Genomic DNA, 23,492 nt, shown 5'->3' on the forward strand with positions numbered 1-23,492 from the left:
ATTTTGTTTCTAATCTGTTGTGAAGGCAAAAGTTCTGAATAAAGATGTTACAATATTGCTGATAAACAGCTTGGAAAATGGTATACTTATACAAAGAATTGAAGGAGGAATACTATGGATCAGAATTTAGAATATGCACAAAATAGACTAGCAGAGTTTATTTCTGAATTGATTCACGATAGTGTTCCTAGTGAAGAGACAGATGCAGTATTTATGGCTGGCAGTCCAGGAGCAGGTAAGACAGAAGTTGCTCTTGGCTTAGCAAATAGATATAAAAATCATATTGTGATTGATGCAGATGCATTTCGAATTCAATTCCCAGGTTATGATGGTAGTAATTCTAGTCAATTTCAAAAGGCATCAGCATGGTTAGTAGATCAGACTTTTAAATTTGTAGTGGATAAGGGATATTCATTTATATTGGATGCAACATTTGCAGTTTTAAGTGCAGAGAAGAATATCATTCGAACATTAAAAAATGGATATCGTGTGACATTATTTTATGTTTATCAAGATCCACAAGTTGCGTGGCGTTTTACGAAAGAACGTGAATTAGTAGAAGGACGTGTTGTTCCTAAAGATACATTTATTAATGCTTTTTTCCAAGCTAGAAAAAATATTGAAAAAGTAAAAGAACGACATCCGGAAGTAACATTACATATTATTATTAAAGATTATCAGAATAATATATCCGAAGTACATTTTGATGCTGATAATGTCCAGCTAGTACTTCCACAGCAATATACGAAAAAACAATTGGAGGATTTGTTAAATGACTGATGAGGAAAAAGTACAACAAATTATTGATAAATATAATCAAAGTGTCGCAGAACTCTCTGAGAAAGCTACTGCTAAAGAATTCAAGTTCGTAATGAGTTATATCGCTCAAGAAGCGAATCGTAGACAGCGAGAGATTGTTGGAATTAAAGACTAATAGAAAGCATGGAACTGGAAATTCTAGTTTCGTGCTTTTTTGAGTTTATACAAAATTTTGTAAACTCATGTGAAAATTTTCTTTAGGAATAGATACAATTCTTAAAAAAATGGTATAATGCAAGAAAAAACAAAAAACTTATTTTTATGGGAAAATAATAGATATTTATAACCTCTAAAAAAATTGAATAAAAGGTTATAGAGATAGTTTTGATTACTATTTTAAGGAGAGGTAGAAGATGGTGTTTGAAGTGAAGGGTATCGAAAAACGATACAATAATAAGACAATTTTGCATAATATTTCCTTTGAAATTCCAGAAAATAACATTACGGTGATTCTTGGTAAAAATGGTGCTGGAAAAACAACATTAATTAAATTGATGTTAGGAATGATCAGTGCAGATAAGGGAGACATTTTATTTAAGGGAGAGAATCTCTCAGATATTGGACATTCTTACTATCAAAATGTAAGTGCCGTATTAGAATCTGTCGATAATGTTTACCCATTTTTAACAGGTAAACAAAATATTGAATACTTTCTTGGATTATCAAAACAATCCATAAGCTATATGAATGATAGTATTCAAGCGTTAATTGATGAGTTCGACCTCAGAGATGCTATTGATGAACCAGTTGGTGGCTATTCTCGAGGAATGTTACAGAAGCTCTCATTAATTATTTCATTAATGACAAATGCAGAAGTGCTATTTTTAGATGAGCCAACTTTAGGATTAGATTTTCAAAGTTCAAAGCAACTTTGTCAAAAAATTAAACAACTTTCAACAGAACAGAATAAAACAATAATTCTTACCTCACACCAAGCAGAGATTATAGAATTACTAGCAGACTATGTGATTGTGATTGATGAAGGGGAGGTTGTCTATAAGGGAGATTATCAGGACTTCTTGCAACAAGTTCCACATGTAGAAGAATTTGAAGCTGTTATTGAGGGAGAAGTGATTCATCAAGAGCTACAATCTCGCATTGAAAAAGGAAAATCATACGTGAAACGGAATTCTATTGATGAGTTAACGACACTTTTAGTAGAGCATAATTTAATGTCTCATTTAATCAAGATTGAGAAATTAAGTCCTACGGTTGAAGAAACACTAGACTATTTCTATAGTCAAAGAGGAGGAGCACATCATGAAGTTATTTAAGGCAGAATTGTGGAAATATTTGCATGAAGTACGTACCTATTATCCGGATCATATTGTGAGTGTTGTGGTTACGACGATTGTGTTCTATATGTTTCTATTAGTTCAACATCAACAAATGAATCAAGGTTATGTAGGATTTGTGTATTGGTATTTGTTGAGTTCGGTTATTAGTGAAGCAGCAGTCTCTGTGTCTTCGGAAAAGCAAATGGGAATTTTAGATCAACTAATTATTAAACCATTTCCTTTCGAACAGCTGATTATAGTAAGGACATTAGTGTGGTTAATTGTCAATCTAATAAAAGTTACTATTGTATCCATTGTATTGAGTGCCATTCTTTCAATTCAAATTTCATTCAGTGGTTGGTATATTATCATCTTCTTATTAACAACTGTTGGAGTGTTTGGCTTTACCTTAGTATTAGTAGCATTGACATTAAAATATACGAAGACAGCATCTTTTGATTCGATTATTTCTTATGCACTATTATTTTTCACTGGAGCTATTTTACCTCATGAGATGATGCCAGAATGGGCGGTTACGATTGGTCATTTTCTTCCTATTTCTCTAGGAATTGAAATGACGCAATCTCTGATTCAAGGAGGAAGAGTTACTTTGATGGAGTACTTATTATTAGCCGGTCAGTCAGTAATGTTCTTGGTAATTGGTTATGTTTTATTTAAGAAAATTTACCAATCTAGTAAGAAAGCAGGAATTGATAGAAGTTATTAATAATAGGTCTTAGAGGTATTGGAAAGAGTATAAAAGGAAACTAACTAGATGTATCAACTATAGTTACCATAATGCTTAATAACGGAGAAGCAAATTAAATTGCTTATAAGATACTTACGTAACAGTAGGTGTCTTTTTTATTACGATTTAAGTAAAAGTAGTAAATACGTATTTATTTTAAATTACTAATTTAACTTGACAAAATGATTGGAGTAGATTAAATTAAAATTTGATTAGTTTTATTGTGAATAATGCAACTTGCATTGTTGAATATAAATTTTCTAAATTAAAGAGGAGGGAATCAGAATGTTTCGATTCTTAAGATTTATACTAGTAGGTAATAAACGAATATTTATATGTGCTTTGTTATTTTTAGCTTTACTATCTCTTGATGGAATTGGTGCACCGTATTTTTTAGGGAAATTTACAGATTATATGAACAATAGTGATTTTGATAGCAGTAGGCATACAATATTTTTATGGCTGATTTTTTTACTGTTAATTGTTTTATCAAAATTTCTATTTAGTTTCTTTAAAGGCAAGTTTATTCAAAATGTAAATTATCAGTTAAAAAATATACATGCAGTAAATTCTGTTAGAAAAGAGAATTTACAGCAATCACCAAGTTCTTACATCACTAGTATTACTAGTGAAGTTCAGCAAATTGAAAATAAATTTATCAATAATGTATTTACTATGATGTTGTGTACACTTCAAGGTGTTGTTACATTTATATTTTTGATGAATATCAATGTGTTAGTGGGCTTACTTTTTGTTAGTTTGGGAGCTATACCTGCTCTAATTCCTAAGTTAACTAAAAAATGGTTAAAGAAAGGAACTATACGTTGGCAAGAAGCTAATGATCAATATATAGGATTTTTAACAGATTTTTTAGAGGCACGTCCGTTGATGAAAAGATTTGGTGTGGTAAATATTGTACTAAAAAAGTTGAATGAGAAGCTAGGAGTATCTGAAAAGAATTATTTTAAGATGGATTTTAATCAGAATATCGCTAATACAATTATTGGTTTACTATATGTGTGCTCATTATTGATAGCGTTAATGTTGGGAATAAGTTCTGTTCAAAATGGATATATGACAGTAGGAAGTTTACTTACTATTTATATGGCAGCTGATAGGGTTGTAACTCCATTAATTACTGCTGCTTCTACATATAATGTGATTCAATCAATTGATCCAGTATTGAATAAAGTGCTAACTCTTAATAGTAAAGCTGAAGAATATGAGCAACTGCTAGAATTACCAACAAGTAGAGAAGTTATCTTAGAATTTAAACAAGCTACAGTAGGATATCAAGATAATGAATTGATTAAAAATATTGATTTTTCACTTGGAAGTCATGATAAGATATTATTCAAAGCACCTTCTGGTTCAGGAAAGAGTACTTTTTTAAAAACTATTTTAGGGGAAACAAAAGTATTATCTGGTACTATCAATTATGGACAAGAACAAGGAATTGAACTTTTTTCTGTTGTTTCTCAACACCCATTTATATTTGACGAAACATTGCTGTTTAATCTGACGTTTGATAGTCCAATAGATGAAAGTAGAGTCCTTGAATTTTTAAGAAGAGTAGAAATGAAACACTTAGCAACAAAAGAGATGCTATATACTAAAATGGATAAACAATTACATTCTCTATCTGGTGGAGAATTAAAACGGTTAGAGTTAGCAAGAGCATTATTATTTGAAAAACCATGCTTACTTGTTGACGAAGCTTTATCAGGGCTGGATGATGAGAGTTCAAAAATTTTGAATGATTTGATCAAAAATTATTCTGGAGCAGTTATTGATATAGAACATCACATTTCAGAGGAAATGATGGTTGGATATGATAAGATCATTACTATCAAGGACAATCATCTAGTTATAAATAAGATGTGAGTAGAGTAGGTAATAAGTAAAATAGTGCAATTAGATAATTTTTGTGATTGGAAGAACTGAGTTTTTTAGTTGCTCGACAAATCCTCAATAGAAACAAAAAAGCTATATCTCTGTGATATGGCTTTTTCTTTAGGAATAGTCACAAACCTAAAAAATTGGTATAATACAAGAATGAAATCAAAGGAATGATGATGCAGCCCGCTTAGATAAAAAAGACTAACTATGAAAAGTCAATAACGAATAGAAAAATTCTTCAAAAAATCAAAAACCACTAAGAAAAATTTCCAGAGGCATTTCTCTTTTGAGTACGAGTTTTAGAATTCAAGGAGAGAATGATGTCCTTTATCTATTAACTATATTATACAATTATTTAGGCGTATAGGTCGCCTGTAATAAACTAAATTCATTATATAAGGAGAAAGTTAATTTGCTTAAAAAATTAAGAGAAACAGACTTACCAATACTTCATAAACTAATATATTCATCTGAAAAACCTCGATGGACACTTTATAATGCACCTTATTTTGACGAATATAAACAATTAAATTTAGAAACATTTTTACAGCCAGAGAATCATCTTTTTTTTCTGAGTGAAAATGTCCTCGCAATTGTTCATGAAGAAAGAATTATTGGAGTTGTTACACGTTATTGGGAAGACATTAGAACTCGTTGGTTAGAAATAGGAATTGTTATTTATGATGATTCATTATGGTCTCACGGTATTGGAACATCTGCCTTACAAGAATGGATTGGGATTTGTTTTAAAGATTTCCCAGAAATTGAACGTGTGGGACTAACAACATGGAGTGGTAATCCTGGTATGATGAGACTGTCAGAAAAATTAGGGATGACTCAAGAAGCTAGGATTAGAAAAGTTCGTTATTATAAAGGAACTTACTACGATTCTGTAAAATATGGAATTCTACGAGATGAATTTTTTGCATTGAAGTAGAAGATAAGCTTTTTATTGAAAATTATATAGGGTATTCGACAAAGCCTGTTTGTAAATTTAATTGACTACAATTAGGAGTTATCAAACAACAAAAAACAAAGAAGCTATATCCCAGTGATATGGCTTTTTCTTTAAGAATAGTCACAAACCTAAAAATTTGGTATAATACAAGAATGAAATCAAAGCAACACATATATAGTAAAGTGTTGAATGATGGCTCTAGGATTCAAAGCCCTTAGAGTAAAAAGGAGAGATTGTATGATAAAAGTCATTGCACTAGACTTAGATGGAACATTACTAACAGATGATAAAAAAGTAACACCTGAAAACAAAAAAGCTATTCAACTGGCTAAAGAACAAGGAGTAAAAATTGTTCTTTGTACAGGTCGTCCTTTAATGAGTATTTACCATTTACTAGAAGAATTAGAATTATTAGGTGATGATGATTTTTCTATTAACTACAATGGTGGAATTATTCAAAAAACAAAATCACAAGAAATTTTATTTAAACAAGGTCATTCGAGAGATGATATGCAATACTGCTATGAAGAAGCGTATAAAGTAGGCTTACCGCTTGTTATGATTGATTTAGAAAGAGCTTATGAAACAACTTATCCTGAAGGAAGACCTTCTATTTATCCAGGATTACCTCATCCAATTGAGTTCATTACAAAAAATCCATCGGAATTTGAAGAAAGTCATGTATTTTATAAAGCAGTGCTATGTATTGAAGAGTCATTATTAGATGAAGGAATTCGTCAATTACCAGAAGCCTTCTTCGAAAAATTCAATTGTATGAAGTCTCGTACTTTCTTATTAGAAGTAGTTCCAAAAGAAGTCTCTAAAGGAACAGGTTTAACGCATTTAGCTGAAATTTTAGGAATTACAGTGGAAGAAATCGCTGCTTGTGGAGACGAAGAAAATGACTTATCGATGTTAACAACGGTAGGATTCCCTGTAGCAATGGGAAATGGTTCTCCAGAAGTAAAAGAAGTGGCGAAATTCATTACGAAAACAAATGAAGAATCTGGTGTAGCCCATGCTATTTATCACATTTTAGAACAAAATAAACGTGAAAGAGAAGGAGTGAAATAATGGGATTATTTGATCGTATTAAACGTGCCTTTACCGGTGAAGATGCTGTCATTAAACAGCAAGAACAAGAAACTTCGATTATTATTGATAAATATGACCAAGGGATGCAAAAAACTCGTAAAAGTTTTTCGGATCATTTAAACGAATTTTTAGCAGATTTTAGAACGATTGATGAAGATTTCTTTGATGATTTAGAAGAAACATTTATTTCTTCAGATGTAGGCTTTGAAATGACGTTAGCAATTACGGATGCTTTAAGAGACGAAGTTCGTTTGAAAAATGCTAAAAATGCTCATGATGTTAAACAAGTTATTATTGAAAAAATGGTAGACATTTATGAAAAAGGAGAAGACAATTTAGCAACTTTAGCAAAAGCTGAAGGTAGACCAACTGTATTACTATTTGTCGGAGTAAATGGTGTTGGTAAAACAACTACGATTGGTAAAATTGCTTGGAGATTAAAACAAGAAGGCCATTCTGTATTATTAGCAGCGGGCGATACATTCCGTGCTGGAGCTATCCAACAATTAGAAATTTGGGGCGAACGTGTAGGTGTACCTGTTGTTAGTGGTAAAGAAGGTGGAGATCCTTCTTCTGTAGTGTATGATGCAATTAAAAAAGCGAAAGCAGAAAATATCGATTATTTATTAATTGATACAGCGGGTCGTCTACAAAATAAAGTGAACTTGATGAAAGAATTAGAAAAAATGAACCGTATTATTTCTAGAGAAATTGAAACGGGTGCAGATGAAACTTTATTAGTATTAGATGCGACAACTGGACAAAACGCTTTAGTTCAAGCAAAACAATTTAAAGAAACGATTGATGTAACAGGTTTAATTTTAACCAAACTAGATGGGACTGCCAAAGGTGGCGTAATTTTATCGATTCGTCATGAAATGAATATTCCGGTTAAATTTATTGGATTAGGGGAAAAAATGGACGATTTACAACCATTTGACTCTACACAGTTTATCTTCGGATTAGTGAAAGATTCGTTGAAATAGTATAATTTTTTTTATAAGACTTTTCTTATGTAGCAAGGACAGTAGAAGGTTCGAAAATGAATCTCATGTCTAAGATGCTACAGGAAAAGTCATTTTTTTAGTTCTATCAACCTTTTTGTTCGTGTTTTACTACATAATACAAACGTTCAATTAATGAATGTTCATCGATTTAAAGTTTTTTGTTTACATTTTAGTCAAAATAAGTTAAAATATTTCGTGGTAACAGATATGAAACAAATGCTTACTTAAGGAGGTTACCTCATGTTTGAAATGAAAGTTTTTGATTATGAAGATATTCAATTAGTACCGAATAAATGTATTGTAAATAGTCGTTCAGAATGCAATACAACTGTTCAATTAGGGAAGCACACTTTTAAAATCCCTGTAGTACCTGCTAATATGCAAACAATTATTGATGAATCAGTTGCAGAATTTTTAGCAGAAAATGGATATTTTTATATTATGCACCGTTTTGATGAAGAAGGAAGAATTCCATTTATTAAAAAAATGCATGAAAAAAATCTTATTGCTTCAATCAGTGTGGGTGTAAAACCTCATGAATATGAATTTATTGAAGAATTAAAAGAGAAAAATTTAATTCCGGATTATATTACCATTGATATTGCCCATGGACATGCGAATTCAGTTATTGATATGATTGGACATATTAAAAAACATTTACCAGAAACATTCGTAATTGCTGGGAATGTAGGTACTCCAGAAGCCGTTCGTGAATTAGAAAATGCGGGAGCTGATGCCACAAAAGTAGGAATTGGGCCTGGTAAAGTATGTATTACAAAAATTAAAACAGGCTTCGGTACTGGTGGTTGGCAATTAGCTGCGCTTCGTTGGTGTTCAAAAGCTGCCCGTAAACCAATTATTGCGGATGGAGGAATTCGTACTCACGGAGATATTGCCAAATCTATTCGTTTTGGTGCAACAATGGTAATGATTGGTTCATTATTTGCTGGTCATGAAGAATCACCAGGTAAAACAGTTGAAATTAATGGAGAACGATTCAAAGAATATTTCGGTAGTGCATCTGAATTCCAAAAAGGTGAACGTAAAAATGTTGAAGGTAAAAAAATTATTGTTCCTTATAAAGGATCATTAAAAGATACATTAGTAGAAATGCAACAAGACTTACAATCATCTATTTCATATGCAGGTGGTTCAGACTTAGAATCGATTCGTAAAGTGGATTACGTAATTGTTAAAAATTCAATTTTTAATGGAGATTCTATTTAAAACGATTTTTATTATTCTGAATTCTAAAAACGATTCAATGAGTGAAGTTGAATCGTTTTTTCTTTATTTTTTTGTAATTTTTTTTGCTAATTCTTTCAAAAAAGGGTAGAATAAAAAAGTTGATAGAGGAGGATAATTCGTGAAAATAAAAAATATTTTGGGATTAAGTTTCCTTATGGCTTCACTATTATGTACAAGTGCTATTTTAGCAGAAGAAAATGATTCCAGTACAAAAGAGGCTGTGCAAGAAACAACAGTAGAAACAGAATCAACCCAACAAGAAGATAAAACTGAACAAACAACGGTTGCTATTCCATTTAGACAAGATGTAATGGAAGCAATTGCGGAATATGGATATGGTGTTGAAGAACAGTATAGACCAGAAAGTACTATTATGGTCGATGCAGATACGGGAGAAATTGTATTCGGAAGTAATATTGATCAACCATGGGATCCGGCAAGTATTTCTAAAATGATGACTGCATATATGGCTTTTGAAGCGATGAAAGAAGGCAAGTTGTCATTAAATACAATTGTCACTGCAACAGAAGAAGATCGAGCGATTTCAACGATTGGAGAAATTAGTAATAATATTATTGTTGCAGGTGTGGATTATCCAATTGAAGAATTATTGTATATGATGTTTTATCCGTCTTCCAATGTTGCCACACTGATGGTAGCAAGAGCTACAGGGTTATCAGATACTGAGTTTTTAGATAAAATGAATGCTAAATTTAAAGAATGGGGCATGGAAAATACAAAATTCAATAATGCTAGTGGAGCAGTAGCTTCAGCATTTAGAGGATACTATACACCAGAAGGTTATAATAATAATCGATATAATCAGACAACTGCTAGAGATTTAGCAATTTTAGCATATCATTTCTTAAAAGATTTTCCAGAAATTACAAACTTTACAAAAAATCCATTAATTACGGTTATGGTGGGAACACCTTATGAAGAATCGTTTTACACTTATAATAGTTCTATCCCAGGAATGTACCAAGGATTTCCAGGAGTAGATGGATTTAAGACAGGTTCAAGTCCTAGTGCAGCATTTAACCATTTATTGACTGCTAAGCAAGAAGATACTCGTTTTATTCAAGTTATTTTAGGAGTTGGAGCTTGGGAAGATAAAGATAATAGTTCTTTCTTCAAGAGTCAAATTGGGAATGGATTACTGAAAAAAGCTTTTTCTGAATATGAAACGCAAACTGTGTTAAAAGCAGGAGAACATACCATTGATGGTGTAAAAGTTCAATTAGATAAAGATATTAAAACTTTAGTTCGAATTGGCGAAACACCTAAATTTAGTTTAAAAGAGGATAAGATTGTCATTGAAACAGACCTTCCTCGTATTACATCAAAAATTGAACCATTAGCTTATCCAGTAACTATTATTCCAGAAGAAGTAAAAGAAAATAAAGAGAATAAACAAAATACAACTGCAGAAGCTAAATCAGAATTAACTTTTAATTTTGAAGAATTTTTATTAAGTCTTTCTGATAAACCAATTTTATTAGGTGCAATTATTATTGGATTAGCATGTGTAATTAGTGCGATTATTGTTTCAATCGTGTTTATTATTAGAAAGTAATGATTAACGATTTCCTTTTGGAAATCGTTTTTTTTATACAAAATAACTTTTAGCCATGAAAGACGTATTTATATCATGGAAGCAAAATAAGCCTTTTCATAGTAGCATAAGTACTAGAAACCAATCGGTTTCTAGTATAGGAAAAGTCGAGACTACAGGCTCGACTTTTAGGCAAGAGACTCGCTGTAGCGAGGCTACTGCCGTCCGTTTGCTACTATACCAGAAAAGGCATTAAAAATTGTAACTATTGTAAGGAATCGATAAACCTTCCAAATGCTTCTTGTCCTTCAACAGTTTGTTTGAAGACGCCAGCATCTTCTAAACCACGTTCAAAAATTTCACCAACTTTTTGACGAATTAAAGTTTCAACATTATCAGTTGTAATTTCTTCTTGGTCTTTAATTTCATTCGCCCATTTTTCATGCATTGCAGGCATTTTATGAGGTTGATCAAGTAAGTAGTGTTCAACTTCTTTTAGTTCAGTTTTTAAACGAGGAGGAAGAATCGCTAACCCCATCACTTCAATTAATCCAATATTTTCTTTCTTGATTGGATGTACATCCACATGAGGATGGAAAATACCATCTGGAAATTCTTCAGTCGTGCGATTATTTCTAAGCACTAAATCTAATTCATAAATTCCATCACGAACACGGGCAATTGGTGTAATCGTATTATGGGGAGTTTCATCAGTAAATGCTAAAATATCAGCACTTTCATCTGAATAATTTCTCCATTTTTCTAAAATATGAGTCGCTAATTGAACAATTTGTTTTGTATCTTTACTTGCAAGTCGAATTACAGATAAAGGCCAATGTAAACGAGAAACTGTTCCATCAAATCCTTTAAACGTGTAATTTTCTAAAATTGGAGCAACATCCATCGGAAATACATGACGACCAGATTGATAATGATCATGAACTAAAATAGAGCCACCAACAATTGGTAAATCAGCATTTGACCCAACAAAATAGTGAGGGAACTGACGTAAAATATCCATTAAATTCTCAAATGAACGTTCTGTAATTTGCATTGGACGAGGTACTTGCGTTAAGAAAATAGAATGTTCGTTAAAATAAGAATATGGAGAATACTGGAATCCCCAGTCTTCATGATTAATTTCTAAACGAATAATTCTATGATTACTTCGAGCAGGGTGGTTAAAACGTCCATAGTATCCTTCGTTTGTCATCGTTAATTGAGAGGCAGGGTAACTAGATTGTTTTAGCAATTTTGCTTGTGCAATCGCTTTTGGGTCTTTTTCAGGTTTTGATAAATTAATCGTAATTTCTAAAGTGCCATATTTTCCAGAATATGGAAATTGAATATTTTTAGCAATCGCTCTTGTTTGAATGTAGTGATTTTTTTGGCTTAATTCATAAAAATAAGCAGTTGCTTTTTCTGGATTTTCTTTATAATTTTTCCAAAAATTTTCATTTACTACGGATGGAAGAGGGGTCAATAAATTCATAACAGCTGCTTCAAACGCTTCTTTTTCAGGTAAAATATCTTCAATGACTCCTAATTCAATTGCTAATTCAATAATTTCATCTACCGAATCTTCTAAAGATGGCAATTGATCTGGTGAAATATCAGTTGGTTTATAATCATCTAATTTTAATAAATGAAGTAATTGATTCGTTGTATAAATTTCGTCAACTGGATCTAATAATTTTTCCAGTTTAGCTTTTTCAATAAAATTTGTAATACTATGATACATATTCCTTTTTCTCCTAACCCATTTCGTTATTTTATATAAAAAATGCAATCGTTATCATTTCTTTCCCCATAAAAATGTAACGGCTTTTATATAAGCCTATTATAAAATGAAAGTATAAAAAAACAAACCATTTTTAGTAAAAAAACTAAAAATAGTTTGAGAAATGAAAAAAACTCAAAATTTATTTGAAAAAAGCCCAAATATAATCAATAATCGCTGTTAATCCGTAAGTATATGCCGCCAAAGTAATTGGTTTACAAATTAAAATAATGAGGATGAACTTTTTATAACTCATTTTTGTTAAACCAGCAAGCATACATAGGAAATCATCAGGTGAAACAGGAAAAGCCATCATGAAAGTAAAGAAGTAATCAAATTTATTTCCACGATTTAGCCACCCGATATAACGATGATAGGTGCTATCATTCACCATTGATTTTACAAATAATTGTCCATAAATACGAGCTAAATGGAAAGCGATAATAGAACCGATGATAATACCGATATAGTTATATACATTTCCAATAACCATTCCATAAATATATACACCTGCAATACTAGTTAAAGCACCCGGAATAATTGGAATAACTGTTTGTAAAATTTGTAATAAGATAAAAACAGGTGGTCCCCAAATGCCTGCACGTTGCATATATTCACTCAGTGCTTCTTGGGAAGTAAACAAACCTTTTTGATAAGCCCAAATACAAAAGATAACTGTGGCAATTGCTCCTGCAACAGAAGCAGCATGCATCATTCTTTGTGCAAAGGGAGATAAAGGCTTACCTTGTTTAATTTGTGTTTCAGTCATAAATTCTCCTTTATTTTAAATGATTTTCAACAGCTACTTTATCATAAAAGGCTTGCCATTGTTGGAGTACATTTTCTTTAGAGTAGAATTGTTCTCCTTTTTTAGATTTTTCGCAAGCATCTTGATAGAAAGCCTCATCTTGTTGTAATTGACGTAAAATTTCTTGGAATTGTACTTGAGAATTTCCTTTTAAGTAATAATCAAATAAAATAGGGCGATATTCTCTTAAATCTCTTAATAATAATGGAATATTTGCATTCATAGATTCCAAAATCGTCATTGGAAATAACTCTTCAAAAGAAAGTTGTAACATCACATCTCCCATATTGAAGAATTCATTCATTCGTTCTCTTTCTACAAGCCCTAAAAAATGAACATTACTTGGTAATTCATCCATATGTTCCATAATTTCTTTACGACCTTCAGAAATCCCTTTAAAAGCAAAATCACCTGCCCATACAAATTGGATATCAGGCATTTTTTTGGCTAAATCAATAAATTCTAAAACACCTTTTCTCATTTGTAATTGTCCTGCAGATACAACGGTAAATTTATCTGGATCTAATCCAAAAGATTCCCGAAGAGTTGCTTTTGAACGATCCGTAATTTTATAAAAAGTATCACGTGATACAAAGTTTGGAATGTACGTGATTCTTTCTTTTGGAATTCCATAATGTTCTAGATCTTCAATAAAACGTGGATTAACGGTTACTAGATAATCTGCTTGTTTATAAAATTGAAGAACATATTTATAAAATAATTCTTTAATCGGACGAGGTAGGGAAATACTTTTTTCTAAAGTTTCCGGTAAAAAGTGAACAGAAGCAATCATTGGACGGTTTTGTCTTGTGATAACAGATTTAATTAAAAAATCTGGATTAATCGTATGAATATGAGTAATATTGTATGTTTTTAATTGATTCACAACGACTTGATAGTCTTTTAAACCTTCTGTTACGAGATTAATTTGTTCTTCTGTAGCAGATAGAACACCTTGTCCTTTTACACTATCTGCTCGTGTAAGCATATTGATCGTTAACATATTGACTCCTTTAAGAAACAATTTCGTTTACTATTCTACCATGAAATTAACAATTTGGAAAATAGCTAGTAAAATCTTAAGAAAAGATTTGAAAATAAAAAGATAACTTTTTGCCTTATGGGGAATTTTTTTGTATACTAGATACAGAGAAATCAAGAGAGGTTATTCATGAAGCGTCAAAAAAATAAACCTAAAGGTAAAGCATCTAAAAATTCAAAAGAAGCAATGACATTAGTGGATTGTTATTATATCCCAACAGCAATTGCAGAACATTTTTGCCTATTACGTGAGCATTGTGCGACAGAAGTAGAACAAACTTTATTACAGCACTTTTCAAAAGTTCAAAGAGAACAACGGGAAGACATTGGCGAAGTAATTGTTGCTTATGATGAAGCTGGTGTATGTCATGGTGAGATTAGTTTAAGTCCAACTGAAATATCAAAATTAGAAAAAGAAATTTCAGCCGAGAGATTGGATAAATATTTAGAAATTTATTTCAAATAAGATATTTTAAATAATGGATAAAGTGTAATCTTTAACAACTCCTGTTGGAAATTCCTTCAGGAGTTTTTTTCTTAAGTCGTGTAATTTGCCTCAACACTTAGAGCTTGATATCATCAAATAGAAAGGTAGGAGATACTATGGAATTAGGAATTCGTAATTTTACATTTAAAAACCCAACAAAAATTTTATTTGGAAAAGATCGTATTAAGGATATTGATGGAGAAATTCCAAAAGATGCAAAAGTATTAATTTTATATGGCGGGGGTTCTGTTAAACGAAATGGAGCCTTTGATCGTGCTGTACAAGCATTAGGAAATCGTGAATGGGATGAGTTTGGGGGAATCGAAGCAAACCCAACATACGAAACATTAATCAAAGCTGTTGCACGTGTAAAAGAAGAAGGTTTTACTTATTTACTAGCAATTGGTGGTGGTTCTGTCATTGATGGAACAAAGTTTGTAGCTGCAGCAAGTGTTTTTGATGGCAATCCATTAGATATGTTTAGAGGAGGATTTGGAAAAGGTCTTCCTGTTACAAAAGCTGTTCCATTTGGAACGATTTTAACATTACCTGCTACTGCATCTGAAATGAATAGTGGTGCGGTGATTACCTTTGTAGCATTAAAAGCAAAAGTAAGTTTTAGACCAGATGTTACATTCCCTCAGTTTTCAGTACTAGAACCTGAATTAACGTATACATTACCAAAACGCCAATTAGTGAATGGTGTATTAGATACATTTATTCATACAATGGAAAATTATTTAACATATCCTGTAGATGCAAAATTACAAGATCGTTATGCAGAAGGAATTTTACAAACATTGATTGAAATTGCACCAACAGTTATTGATGAGGATAATCATGACTTTGCTGCAAGAGCGAACTTTATGTGGTGCGCCACAAATGCTTTAAATGGAACCATTTCTGCAGGTGTGCCAACAGACTGGGCAACTCATGCATTAGGACATGAAATTACATTAAATCATGGAATCGATCATGGACGTACATTATCGATTGTATTGCCAGCTATGATGAAAGTACGTAAAGAACAAAAATGGGATAAACTCATCCAATATGGAAAACGAGTTTGGGATCTATCTGGAACACCAGATGAAATCGTCAATGGAGCAATAGAAAAAACAGAAGAATTCTTTGCATCATTAGGTGCACCAATTCGATTTAAAGATATTTCATTAGATGAATCAGTCATTGAAGCATTAGTGGAAGGATTAGGACGTCACGAGAAAATTCATTTATCTGAGCATCATAATTTAGAATTAGAAGATGCAAGAATCATTTATCAAACTGCATTATAGTAGGGGAAAGGAGCGAAAAAATGGCAAGTGAATTAATTGAAGAAAAGTTAAAACAATTGCCTGATTTACCAGGATGTTACTTGATGAAAAATCAAGAAGATGAAATTATTTATATTGGTAAAGCAAAAAACTTAAAAAATCGAGTTCGCTCCTATTTTCGTGGAGCACATAATACTAAAACTGAAAAATTAGTGAGTGAAATTCATCATTTCGAATTTATAGTTACAAAAACGAATAAAGAATCATTATTGTTGGAGATTAATTTAATTAAAAAATACCAACCTTATTACAATATAAAATTAAAACAAGGAACCATGTATCCTTATTTAAAAATTACAAATGAGAAAGATCCTCAACTGATTATTACAAGTAATGTTGAAAAAGATGGGGGCATGTATTTTGGACCTTATCCAAATGTTTATGCTGCAACGGAAACGCAACAATTGATTCAAAAAATTTATCCATTAAGAAAATGTGGAAAAAATGAAACACGCGCTTGTTTTTATTATCATTTAGGGCAATGTATTGGCTGTTGTGATCATGAAGTTTCACCAGAAATTTATCAACAACAAAAGAAAAAAATCCAACGGTTTCTTGAAGGCGATGTAAAAGAAATTAAGCAAGATTTACAAAAGAAAATGGATGAAGCTTCAGAACAATTAGAATTTGAACGAGCCATTGATTATCGAAATCAAATTCAATATATCGAAACAACAGTAGAAAAACAGCATATTATGTCTCAAGACTTTACAAATCGGGATGTATTCTCATTCCATATGGATAGAGGTTGGATTTCTATTCAAGTCTTTTTACTTAGACAGTCTACAATTATCAAGAGAGAAGCAGCATTATTCCCGATTTATAATTCAGCAGAAGAGGAATTAATATCATTTATTGTACAATTTTATCAAGAACAAAATCATATTTTACCAAAAGAAATATTAGTTCCAGCAGAAATTGATAAGGAATTATTGGCTGAAGTATTAGAAGTGAAAGTATTAACCCCTCAAAGAGGACCGAAGAAGCGAATGCTTGATTTGGCGACACAAAATAGTGAAGTAGCTTTACTTGAAAAATTTAAGATTGATGAGAATAGTCAGCAAAAAACATTAGGTGCGGTGGAACAATTACGACAAGCACTTGATTTAAGCCGTTTAAGTGTGATTGAGTCATTTGACCACTCGAATATTCAAGGGACAAATCCAGTATCAGCAATGGTCGTTTATAGAGATGGAAAACCAGAAAAGAAAAGTTATCGAAAATTCAATATTAAAACAGTACAAGGGAGTCATGAATTTTTAACGACTCAAGAAGTTGTTAGAAGACGATATTCAAGATTATTAAAAGAACAAAAACCTTTACCGGATTTAATTTTGATGGATGGTGGAAAAGTTCAGATGAGAGCTGCCATGGAAGTTTTAGAAGATGAACTGGGACTATCAATTCCAATTGCTGGAATGGTAAAGGATGAGAAACATAAGACTGCTCATTTACTTTATGGAGAAGAGTATGAACAAATTGAATTAGATCCAACGAGTCAAGCTTTTCATTTATTACAACGAATTCAAGAGGAAGTCCATCGATATGCGATTACATTCCATCGTCAGGTACGAAGTAAAAATGCTTTTTCTTCCATTCTTGATGAGATTGAAGGAGTTGGACCAAAGACTCGCACGAAACTATTACAACATTTTAAAACGATGAAGGGAATCCAAGAAGCAACAGTTGAGGAAATTCAAAAGCTTGGAATTTCTGAGAAAGTGGCGAAGCGAATCAAAGACTCAGTTAGATAGTGTTATTGGGATTTCTCTGAAAGTTGTGAGGCCGCCAGCAGCCTCGCAAAGCGAGTCTCATGGCTAAAATTTGAGCCTAGGGTCTCAAATGTTGCCTTAAAAGCTTCCTGATATCAGGAAGCTTTTATTTCACAACTGCGATAAATCCCATGTGTTTCATTCATTAACTTTTGATACGCTTAGGATGTTCTTTACGGTAATATCTTTAATGTTCTTACGTGTGGCAAAGGCGCGCTTTGCGCTTTTTGCCTATTGGTATACAGGGGTGGTGATTTCTCTTGGGTTTTGAGGCTGTGTTTTGGGAGAATTGTGTAAATTCAGGCTTACTTCTGTACCTTTAATTGTTATAAAAAGTTTCAATATTGTTTAAGTGTTTATATAACAGATTTTTTAATCTGTTATATTTTTTTACAAAAATAGTAAAAAAAGATTGATTTCTTCCTCATGGTGTGCTATTTTATGTTAGTCAAAAATATATGAAAAAAGGTAGGTAAAATCATGAACAAATGGTTTAAATTAGGTGCAGTTGCTGCAACATTATTTTTAGGAGCTTGTTCGACTTCAACAAGTACTACTACAAGTAAAGATACTGTATCACAAGCACAAAAAAATTGGGATGCAATTGAAAAAGCAGGAAAGATTAAAGTTGCAACAGCAGGTACTTTATATCCACAATCATTCCATACAGATAAAGACAACTCTTTAACTGGTTATGATGTTGAGATTGTAAAAGAAGTAGCTAAACGCTTAAAATTAGAAGTTGAATTCACAGAAATGGGTGTTGACGGTATGTTAACAGCATTAGATAGTGGTCAAGTAGATATTGCTAACTACTCAATTGAAGATGGGGCAAAAAATATTGATAAATATTTACGTACTGAACCTCATAAATATTCATTTACATCAATGGTAGTTCGTGAAAGCGACAATTCAGGAATTTATTCTTGGGCGGATGTAAAAGGTAAAAAAGCTGCAGGTGCTGCAAGTACAAACTACATGAAAATTGCTAAAAAATTAGGAGCAGAATTAGTTATCTATGACAATGTTACAAATGATGTTTATATGTCTGATTTAGTAAATGGTCGTACAGATGTTATTATTAATGACTACTATTTACAAAAAATTGCTGTAGCATTTGGTAAAGATACTTTCCCAATTAAAATTAACGAAGGTATTTATGCAAACCCATATAGCGCAAGCTTCTCTATTAAATTAGGAAATGACGTTATCCAACAAAAATTCAATGAAGCATTAAAATCAATGAAAGAAGATGGAACATTAACAGAAATTTCTAAAACATTCTTTGCTGGTGAAGATGTAACTCAACCAAAAGACTTGAAATTAGAAAAAATTGATTTTTCTGATGTAGAATAAGAGGCGATGACGTTTGTTTAATCTTAAGTTAGCGATTCATAGTCTTTCCTTTGTATTAAGTGGTTTACAATATACATTAGGGATTGCTGGAGTAAGTTTTATTTTCGGAACGATTTTAGGGTTCATGTTTGTTTTAATGAAACGTTCGAACATCAGAGTTCTAAGAATGATTGCTAATTTCCATGTTTCTTTTATGAGAGGAACTCCTACATTAGTATTTTTATTCTTATTATATTTTGGATTACCTTATTTAAAAATTCAACTTCCAGCTCTAGTCTGTGCAATCTTATGTTTTAGTATTGCAAGTAGTGCATATATTTGCGAAGTTTTACGTTCTTCAATTGATGCAGTGGACTATGGACAATGGGAAGCTTCTACTTCCTTAGGATTGAATTATTTTCAAACATTAAGAAGAGTGATTGTTCCTCAAGCATTTAGAATTTCAGTGCCACCTTTAAGTAATGTGTTATTTGATATGATAAAAGGAACTTCGTTGGCAGCAATGATTACGGTACCTGATATTTTTCAAAATGCTAAAATTGTTGGAGGTCGAGAATTCGATTATATGACGATGTATATTTTAGTAGCATTAATTTACTGGAGTATCTGTTTAGTGTTTGAACAAGGTCAGAAAATTTTAGAAAAAAGATTATCATTATATTAAGAATGAAGAGGCTGGAATTCCAGCCTCTTTTTGTATGCAACGAGGATTGCTAGAGATTTTAAGGAAAATATGATAGACTATCCAGGAAGAAAAGGAGTGGTGATCATGAAAAAATTAGCGATTATAGGCACAGGGTGGATATCTTCTTCTTTTGTAGAAGCGGTGGATCAAACAAATAGTTTTGAAGTAGTATCTGTATACAGTAGAACACTAGAAAAAGCAGAAGAATTTGCTATAAAACACCAGATTCCTTCTTGGACTAATCAATGGAGTGAATTTTTATTAGAAAATAATTGGGATGTTGTCTATATCGGATCACCTAACCATACACATGGTGACTATTCAAAACAATTATTAGAGCATCAAAAAAATATTATTGTTGAAAAACCTTCTTTTTTATCGGTTGAAGAGTGGGATGAAGTTCATCAATTAGCGACAGAAAAAAACTTATTCGTGATTGAGGCTATTCGTCATTATTATGAACCAGCCTTCCAAGAAATTAGAAAAATAATTGATTCTAGAATGGATGAAGTTAAAGGAGCAGTTTTATCATATGCAAAATATTCTTCAAAATATGATGCGTTTTTAAGAGGTGAAATTGCGAATTCATTTTCATTATCCTCTGGTGGGGGTGCTTTAATGGATTTAGGAGTTTATCCTATTTACAATGCGATTAGTTGGTTTGGAATGCCAGAAAAAGCTCATTATCAAGCACGTAAATTACAAAATCAAGTGGATGGACAAGGAATTGTATCATTGGAGTATCCAACATTTGATGTAACAATATTTGTTGGGAAAGTGTTAAATGTATGTCTTCCTCAAGAAATTTACTTTGGCAAAGAAACAGTGCAAATCAATGACTGCCAAGAAATTAAAGAAGTCAAAACACTATATATGAGTGAAGTTGTGGAAACAAAGGAATATGAACTTCGTAAAAATCCATTAGACTGGGAAGCTATTGGTTTTGCAAAAATATTAGAACGTACACCAGAATCCCTAAAACAATATGAACAAAGTAAAAAAATAAGTCGTAATGTTTTAGAAGTGATTGAAGCATTAAGAAATTCAGCAGGAATTACATTTAATTAAGGAGAAATCATGAAAGAATATATTCAAAACAAATGGAATGAAAAAGGTTTTAAAGACTTAACGCCGATTCAAGAAGCAACAAAGGAATTGATTCAAAATGGGGAAGATGTAGTAGCAGTCTCTCCAACTGGAACGGGAAAAACATTAGCTTACTTGTTACCCTTATTAGAGAAAATTGAAATCAATCATGAACTACAAGCAGTCATTTTAGTACCTAGTCAAGAATTAGCACAACAAATTGGTGAAGTCATTCGTGAATGGAAATTACCAGAACTAACCATGTTAGTTTTAGCAGGAGGAGCTAATGTAAAGCGTCAAATTGAAAACTTAAAGAAAAAACCAGAATTAGTCGTTGGAACACCAGGACGATTAACAGAATTAGCGAATCAAAGAAAATTAAAACTTCATCAAGTTCAAACACTTGTTTTAGACGAAGCAGATTATTTATTAGCGCAAGAACATTTAGAACAAACTCGTTCTTTTATTAAAAAATGTCCATCACAAAGACAAATGATTTGCTTTTCAGCCACTAAAAATGAAATATTAGAATCTATTCACCAATGGATTAATATGACACCAACATGGGTTGAACAGGAACAGAAAATGGCAGGGAATGAGAATGTAAAACATGTGTATATTGAATCTCCTGTACGTAAAAAAGATGAATTGTTAAGAAAGTTTGCAAATATGAAGGAATATCAAGCATTAGTATTTGTCAATTCACTCGCAAATGCAGGGATTTTAGCAGAAAAATTACAATATCACAATATTCCTTGTGCCTTATTAACGAGTCAAGAAAATCAAATTAATCGTAAAGCTGCGATTCAGGCGTTTAAAAAAGGAGAAGTTCCTATTTTATTAACAACGGATGTGGCAGCACGTGGATTAGATATTGAAGATTTACCAGTCGTCATTCATTATGATTTACCTGAAAATAAAGAGGTATATACTCATCGTTCAGGAAGAACTGGAAGAATGGGAAAAGATGGATTAGTTATTAGTTTTGTTACAGAAAAAGAAGTAAGAGACTTGAAAAAATTGATCCCAGCTGATGCAACACTAGAAGCATTCCAAGTTCATTCAAGTCAACTACAAGTTGCACAGAAGAAAAAAGTGGTGGAAAAGAAACCTTATAAACCAAAAGAGAAAAAAGGAACTGCTAAAAAAGCTTATCCATCAAAAGATAAAAAATCCTTTAAAACTAAAAAATCATCAGGAAAGAAAAAGTAAAAAGGAGTCTCTTAAATGCTTACATTGGAGTTTTTGAAAAATCATTTAGAAGAATATCATTTACCGTATGAAGACAAAGCTGTGTTCATTCAAGTCAAAAGACTCCCACATGAAGAATATGCGATTTGTTATTGGTCTTCAATGGGATGTGTATTTTTGGGGTTAAAAGCTGATGCGACTTTTACTGATACAAGACCTCTACTATTTCCAGTTGAACGAGTAGAGAAAGTACAGTATCAAAAGAAATTTTTATCAAATGATGAATTCAGTTTTGAAGTTGAAGGAGAAAAGTTTCAATTTGAAATTCCTCATCGTTCTAAATATTTTTCAAATCAAAAAGAACAATTAAAACTGTTCCGAGTAATGATGGAACAATAAAGGAGACGGACATGGAAATTATTCGTTCGCACCAAAATGCAATGGTAAAAAATTATCAAAAGTTACAAACTTCCAAAGGTAGAAAAAAAGCGGAAGCGTATATGATTGAAGGGGAACATTTAGTGGAAGAAGCCATTCAATCAAATATTCTTATTCAACGCTTAGTAGTTAGTGAGGACACGATTCATCTTTATGAAAAATGGACAGAGAGCTATCCAACAATGATTGTTTCAAAAGAGGTGTTTGAAAAGTTATCGATGACTCAAACGAATCAAGGTATTTTAGCGATTGTACCATTAGAAAAGAAACCATTGGTCGAAGTTCCTCAGGGGCGTTATCTTTTAGCAGATGCGGTTCAAGATCCAGGTAATTTAGGAACGATTATTCGTACTGCCGATGCTGCAGGATTTGATTCAGTTGTTTTAGGAGAAGGCTGTGTGGATTTATACAATGATAAAGTTGTTCGCTCCATGCAAGGAAGCCAATTTCACGTAGCGATTTATCATGAAAATTTAACGGATGTGTATGGGAAGTTAAAAGAAAATGATATTCCAATCGCTGTAACAGCACTTCATCGTGATGCTAAAGATTTCAAATGGTTGACTGGCAGGGATTCTGTTGCCATTGTGGTTGGTAATGAAGGGAATGGGGTTCGTCAAGAGTTGATTGATTCTGCGGATCATGTGATTCAGATTCCAATGTTTGGTCAAGCGGAATCGTTGAATGTTGCTATTGCGACGGGGATACTTATGTACCAAACGAGAATATAGTTTTATAGGGATTGGGCTTGGAGTTGTGAGGCCGCCAGCAGCCTTGCGTTGCAAGTCTCATGGCTAATTTTTGAGCCTAGGGTCTCAAAAACTGCCTTAAAAGCTTCCTGGAATCAGGAAGCTTTTATTATGTGACTTTCAGTCCGTCACGCTCCGTAGGTGCGTGACAAATAAACC

22 protein-coding genes are annotated in these 23,492 nt (G+C 32.2%); 19 read left to right on the forward strand and 3 right to left on the reverse strand.

Going from position 1 to position 23,492, the window contains the following annotated elements; translation table 11 throughout:
- Nucleotides 1-114: 114 nt before the first annotated feature.
- The 10 genes from RWR88_RS03660 to RWR88_RS03705 all read left to right on the forward strand — a co-directional run bounded on the left by RWR88_RS03660 (nt 115) and on the right by RWR88_RS03705 (nt 10,627).
- Entirely contained in the window at nt 115-780 is a 666-nt protein-coding gene (locus tag RWR88_RS03660; protein WP_314450716.1) for a zeta toxin family protein, read from the forward strand.
- Entirely contained in the window at nt 773-934 is a 162-nt protein-coding gene (locus RWR88_RS03665) for a hypothetical protein (RefSeq protein WP_314450717.1), read from the forward strand. Before RWR88_RS03660 ends, RWR88_RS03665 begins: the two co-directional genes overlap by 8 nt.
- 238 nt (nt 935-1,172) lie before the next feature.
- On the forward strand, nt 1,173-2,093 hold the full coding sequence (locus tag RWR88_RS03670) for an ABC transporter ATP-binding protein (RefSeq protein WP_314450718.1): 921 nt from the start codon (nt 1,173-1,175) through the stop codon (nt 2,091-2,093).
- Complete coding sequence (locus RWR88_RS03675; protein ID WP_314450719.1) at nt 2,080-2,823, forward strand: ABC transporter permease; 744 nt, start codon at nt 2,080-2,082, stop codon at nt 2,821-2,823. The genes RWR88_RS03670 and RWR88_RS03675 overlap by 14 nt, the downstream gene beginning before the upstream one ends.
- Before the next feature lie 306 nt (nt 2,824-3,129).
- Nucleotides 3,130-4,728 (forward strand): ABC transporter ATP-binding protein, encoded by a 1,599-nt coding sequence (locus RWR88_RS03680; protein ID WP_314450721.1) that lies wholly within the window; start codon nt 3,130-3,132, stop codon nt 4,726-4,728.
- A 427-nt stretch (nt 4,729-5,155) separates the two neighbouring features.
- Complete coding sequence (locus RWR88_RS03685) at nt 5,156-5,680, forward strand: GNAT family protein (RefSeq protein ID WP_314349104.1); 525 nt, start codon at nt 5,156-5,158, stop codon at nt 5,678-5,680.
- A 258-nt stretch (nt 5,681-5,938) separates the two neighbouring features.
- Nucleotides 5,939-6,775, forward strand: a complete 837-nt coding sequence (locus RWR88_RS03690) for a Cof-type HAD-IIB family hydrolase (RefSeq protein ID WP_314349103.1) — start codon at nt 5,939-5,941, stop codon at nt 6,773-6,775.
- Nucleotides 6,775-7,782, forward strand: a complete 1,008-nt coding sequence (gene ftsY, locus RWR88_RS03695; protein ID WP_006702571.1) for a signal recognition particle-docking protein FtsY — start codon at nt 6,775-6,777, stop codon at nt 7,780-7,782. The genes RWR88_RS03690 and ftsY overlap by 1 nt, the downstream gene beginning before the upstream one ends.
- Before the next feature lie 261 nt (nt 7,783-8,043).
- Nucleotides 8,044-9,030, forward strand: a complete 987-nt coding sequence (gene guaC / locus RWR88_RS03700) for a GMP reductase (RefSeq protein ID WP_314257575.1) — start codon at nt 8,044-8,046, stop codon at nt 9,028-9,030.
- Nucleotides 9,031-9,169: 139 nt separating this feature from the next.
- Nucleotides 9,170-10,627 carry a serine hydrolase gene (locus tag RWR88_RS03705; RefSeq protein WP_314450722.1) on the forward strand — a complete coding sequence of 486 codons (1,458 nt, stop codon included), beginning with the start codon at nt 9,170-9,172 and terminating at the stop codon, nt 10,625-10,627.
- Nucleotides 10,628-10,871: 244 nt separating this feature from the next.
- Here RWR88_RS03705 and galT read toward each other — a convergent pair whose 3' ends face one another.
- The 3 genes from galT to RWR88_RS03720 all read right to left on the reverse strand — a co-directional run bounded on the left by galT (nt 10,872) and on the right by RWR88_RS03720 (nt 14,197).
- Nucleotides 10,872-12,347 (reverse strand): UDP-glucose--hexose-1-phosphate uridylyltransferase, encoded by a 1,476-nt coding sequence (gene galT / locus RWR88_RS03710; protein WP_314450723.1) that lies wholly within the window; start codon nt 12,345-12,347, stop codon nt 10,872-10,874.
- A gap of 181 nt (nt 12,348-12,528) precedes the next feature.
- Nucleotides 12,529-13,155: a TVP38/TMEM64 family protein gene (locus RWR88_RS03715; RefSeq protein ID WP_314349580.1), complete on the reverse strand. Its 627-nt coding sequence runs from the start codon at nt 13,153-13,155 to the stop codon at nt 12,529-12,531.
- 10 nt (nt 13,156-13,165) lie between these two features.
- The gene (locus tag RWR88_RS03720; RefSeq protein WP_314349582.1) at nt 13,166-14,197 is read right to left on the reverse strand and encodes a glycosyltransferase family 4 protein; all 1,032 of its coding nucleotides are present in this window, start codon (nt 14,195-14,197) and stop codon (nt 13,166-13,168) included.
- Between the two features lie 168 nt (nt 14,198-14,365).
- On the opposite strand from RWR88_RS03720, the gene RWR88_RS03725 reads away from it, so the two are divergent.
- The 9 genes from RWR88_RS03725 to RWR88_RS03765 all read left to right on the forward strand — a co-directional run bounded on the left by RWR88_RS03725 (nt 14,366) and on the right by RWR88_RS03765 (nt 23,315).
- Nucleotides 14,366-14,701 (forward strand): hypothetical protein, encoded by a 336-nt coding sequence (locus RWR88_RS03725; RefSeq protein WP_314349583.1) that lies wholly within the window; start codon nt 14,366-14,368, stop codon nt 14,699-14,701.
- A 137-nt stretch (nt 14,702-14,838) separates the two neighbouring features.
- Nucleotides 14,839-16,017 (forward strand): iron-containing alcohol dehydrogenase, encoded by a 1,179-nt coding sequence (locus RWR88_RS03730; protein WP_314349584.1) that lies wholly within the window; start codon nt 14,839-14,841, stop codon nt 16,015-16,017.
- Nucleotides 16,018-16,037: 20 nt separating this feature from the next.
- The gene (gene uvrC / locus RWR88_RS03735) at nt 16,038-17,810 is read left to right on the forward strand and encodes an excinuclease ABC subunit UvrC (protein ID WP_314450724.1); all 1,773 of its coding nucleotides are present in this window, start codon (nt 16,038-16,040) and stop codon (nt 17,808-17,810) included.
- A 498-nt stretch (nt 17,811-18,308) separates the two neighbouring features.
- Nucleotides 18,309-19,184 (forward strand): transporter substrate-binding domain-containing protein, encoded by an 876-nt coding sequence (locus tag RWR88_RS03740; RefSeq protein WP_314077110.1) that lies wholly within the window; start codon nt 18,309-18,311, stop codon nt 19,182-19,184.
- Between the two features lie 13 nt (nt 19,185-19,197).
- Nucleotides 19,198-19,848, forward strand: coding sequence for an amino acid ABC transporter permease (locus RWR88_RS03745; RefSeq protein WP_314450725.1), 651 nt, complete (start codon nt 19,198-19,200; stop codon nt 19,846-19,848).
- Between the two features lie 105 nt (nt 19,849-19,953).
- A complete protein-coding gene (locus RWR88_RS03750) occupies nt 19,954-20,937 on the forward strand; it encodes a Gfo/Idh/MocA family oxidoreductase (protein ID WP_314450726.1) in 984 nt (327 codons plus the stop codon).
- A 9-nt stretch (nt 20,938-20,946) separates the two neighbouring features.
- A complete protein-coding gene (locus RWR88_RS03755; protein ID WP_314450727.1) occupies nt 20,947-22,167 on the forward strand; it encodes a DEAD/DEAH box helicase in 1,221 nt (406 codons plus the stop codon).
- A gap of 15 nt (nt 22,168-22,182) precedes the next feature.
- Nucleotides 22,183-22,545, forward strand: coding sequence for a hypothetical protein (locus RWR88_RS03760; RefSeq protein WP_314450728.1), 363 nt, complete (start codon nt 22,183-22,185; stop codon nt 22,543-22,545).
- 11 nt (nt 22,546-22,556) lie between these two features.
- Nucleotides 22,557-23,315, forward strand: a complete 759-nt coding sequence (locus RWR88_RS03765; protein WP_314450729.1) for an RNA methyltransferase — start codon at nt 22,557-22,559, stop codon at nt 23,313-23,315.
- Nucleotides 23,316-23,492: the final 177 nt, after the last annotated feature.

This window comes from uncultured Granulicatella sp., assembly GCF_963528195.1.
Taxonomy (GTDB): domain Bacteria; phylum Bacillota; class Bacilli; order Lactobacillales; family Aerococcaceae; genus Granulicatella.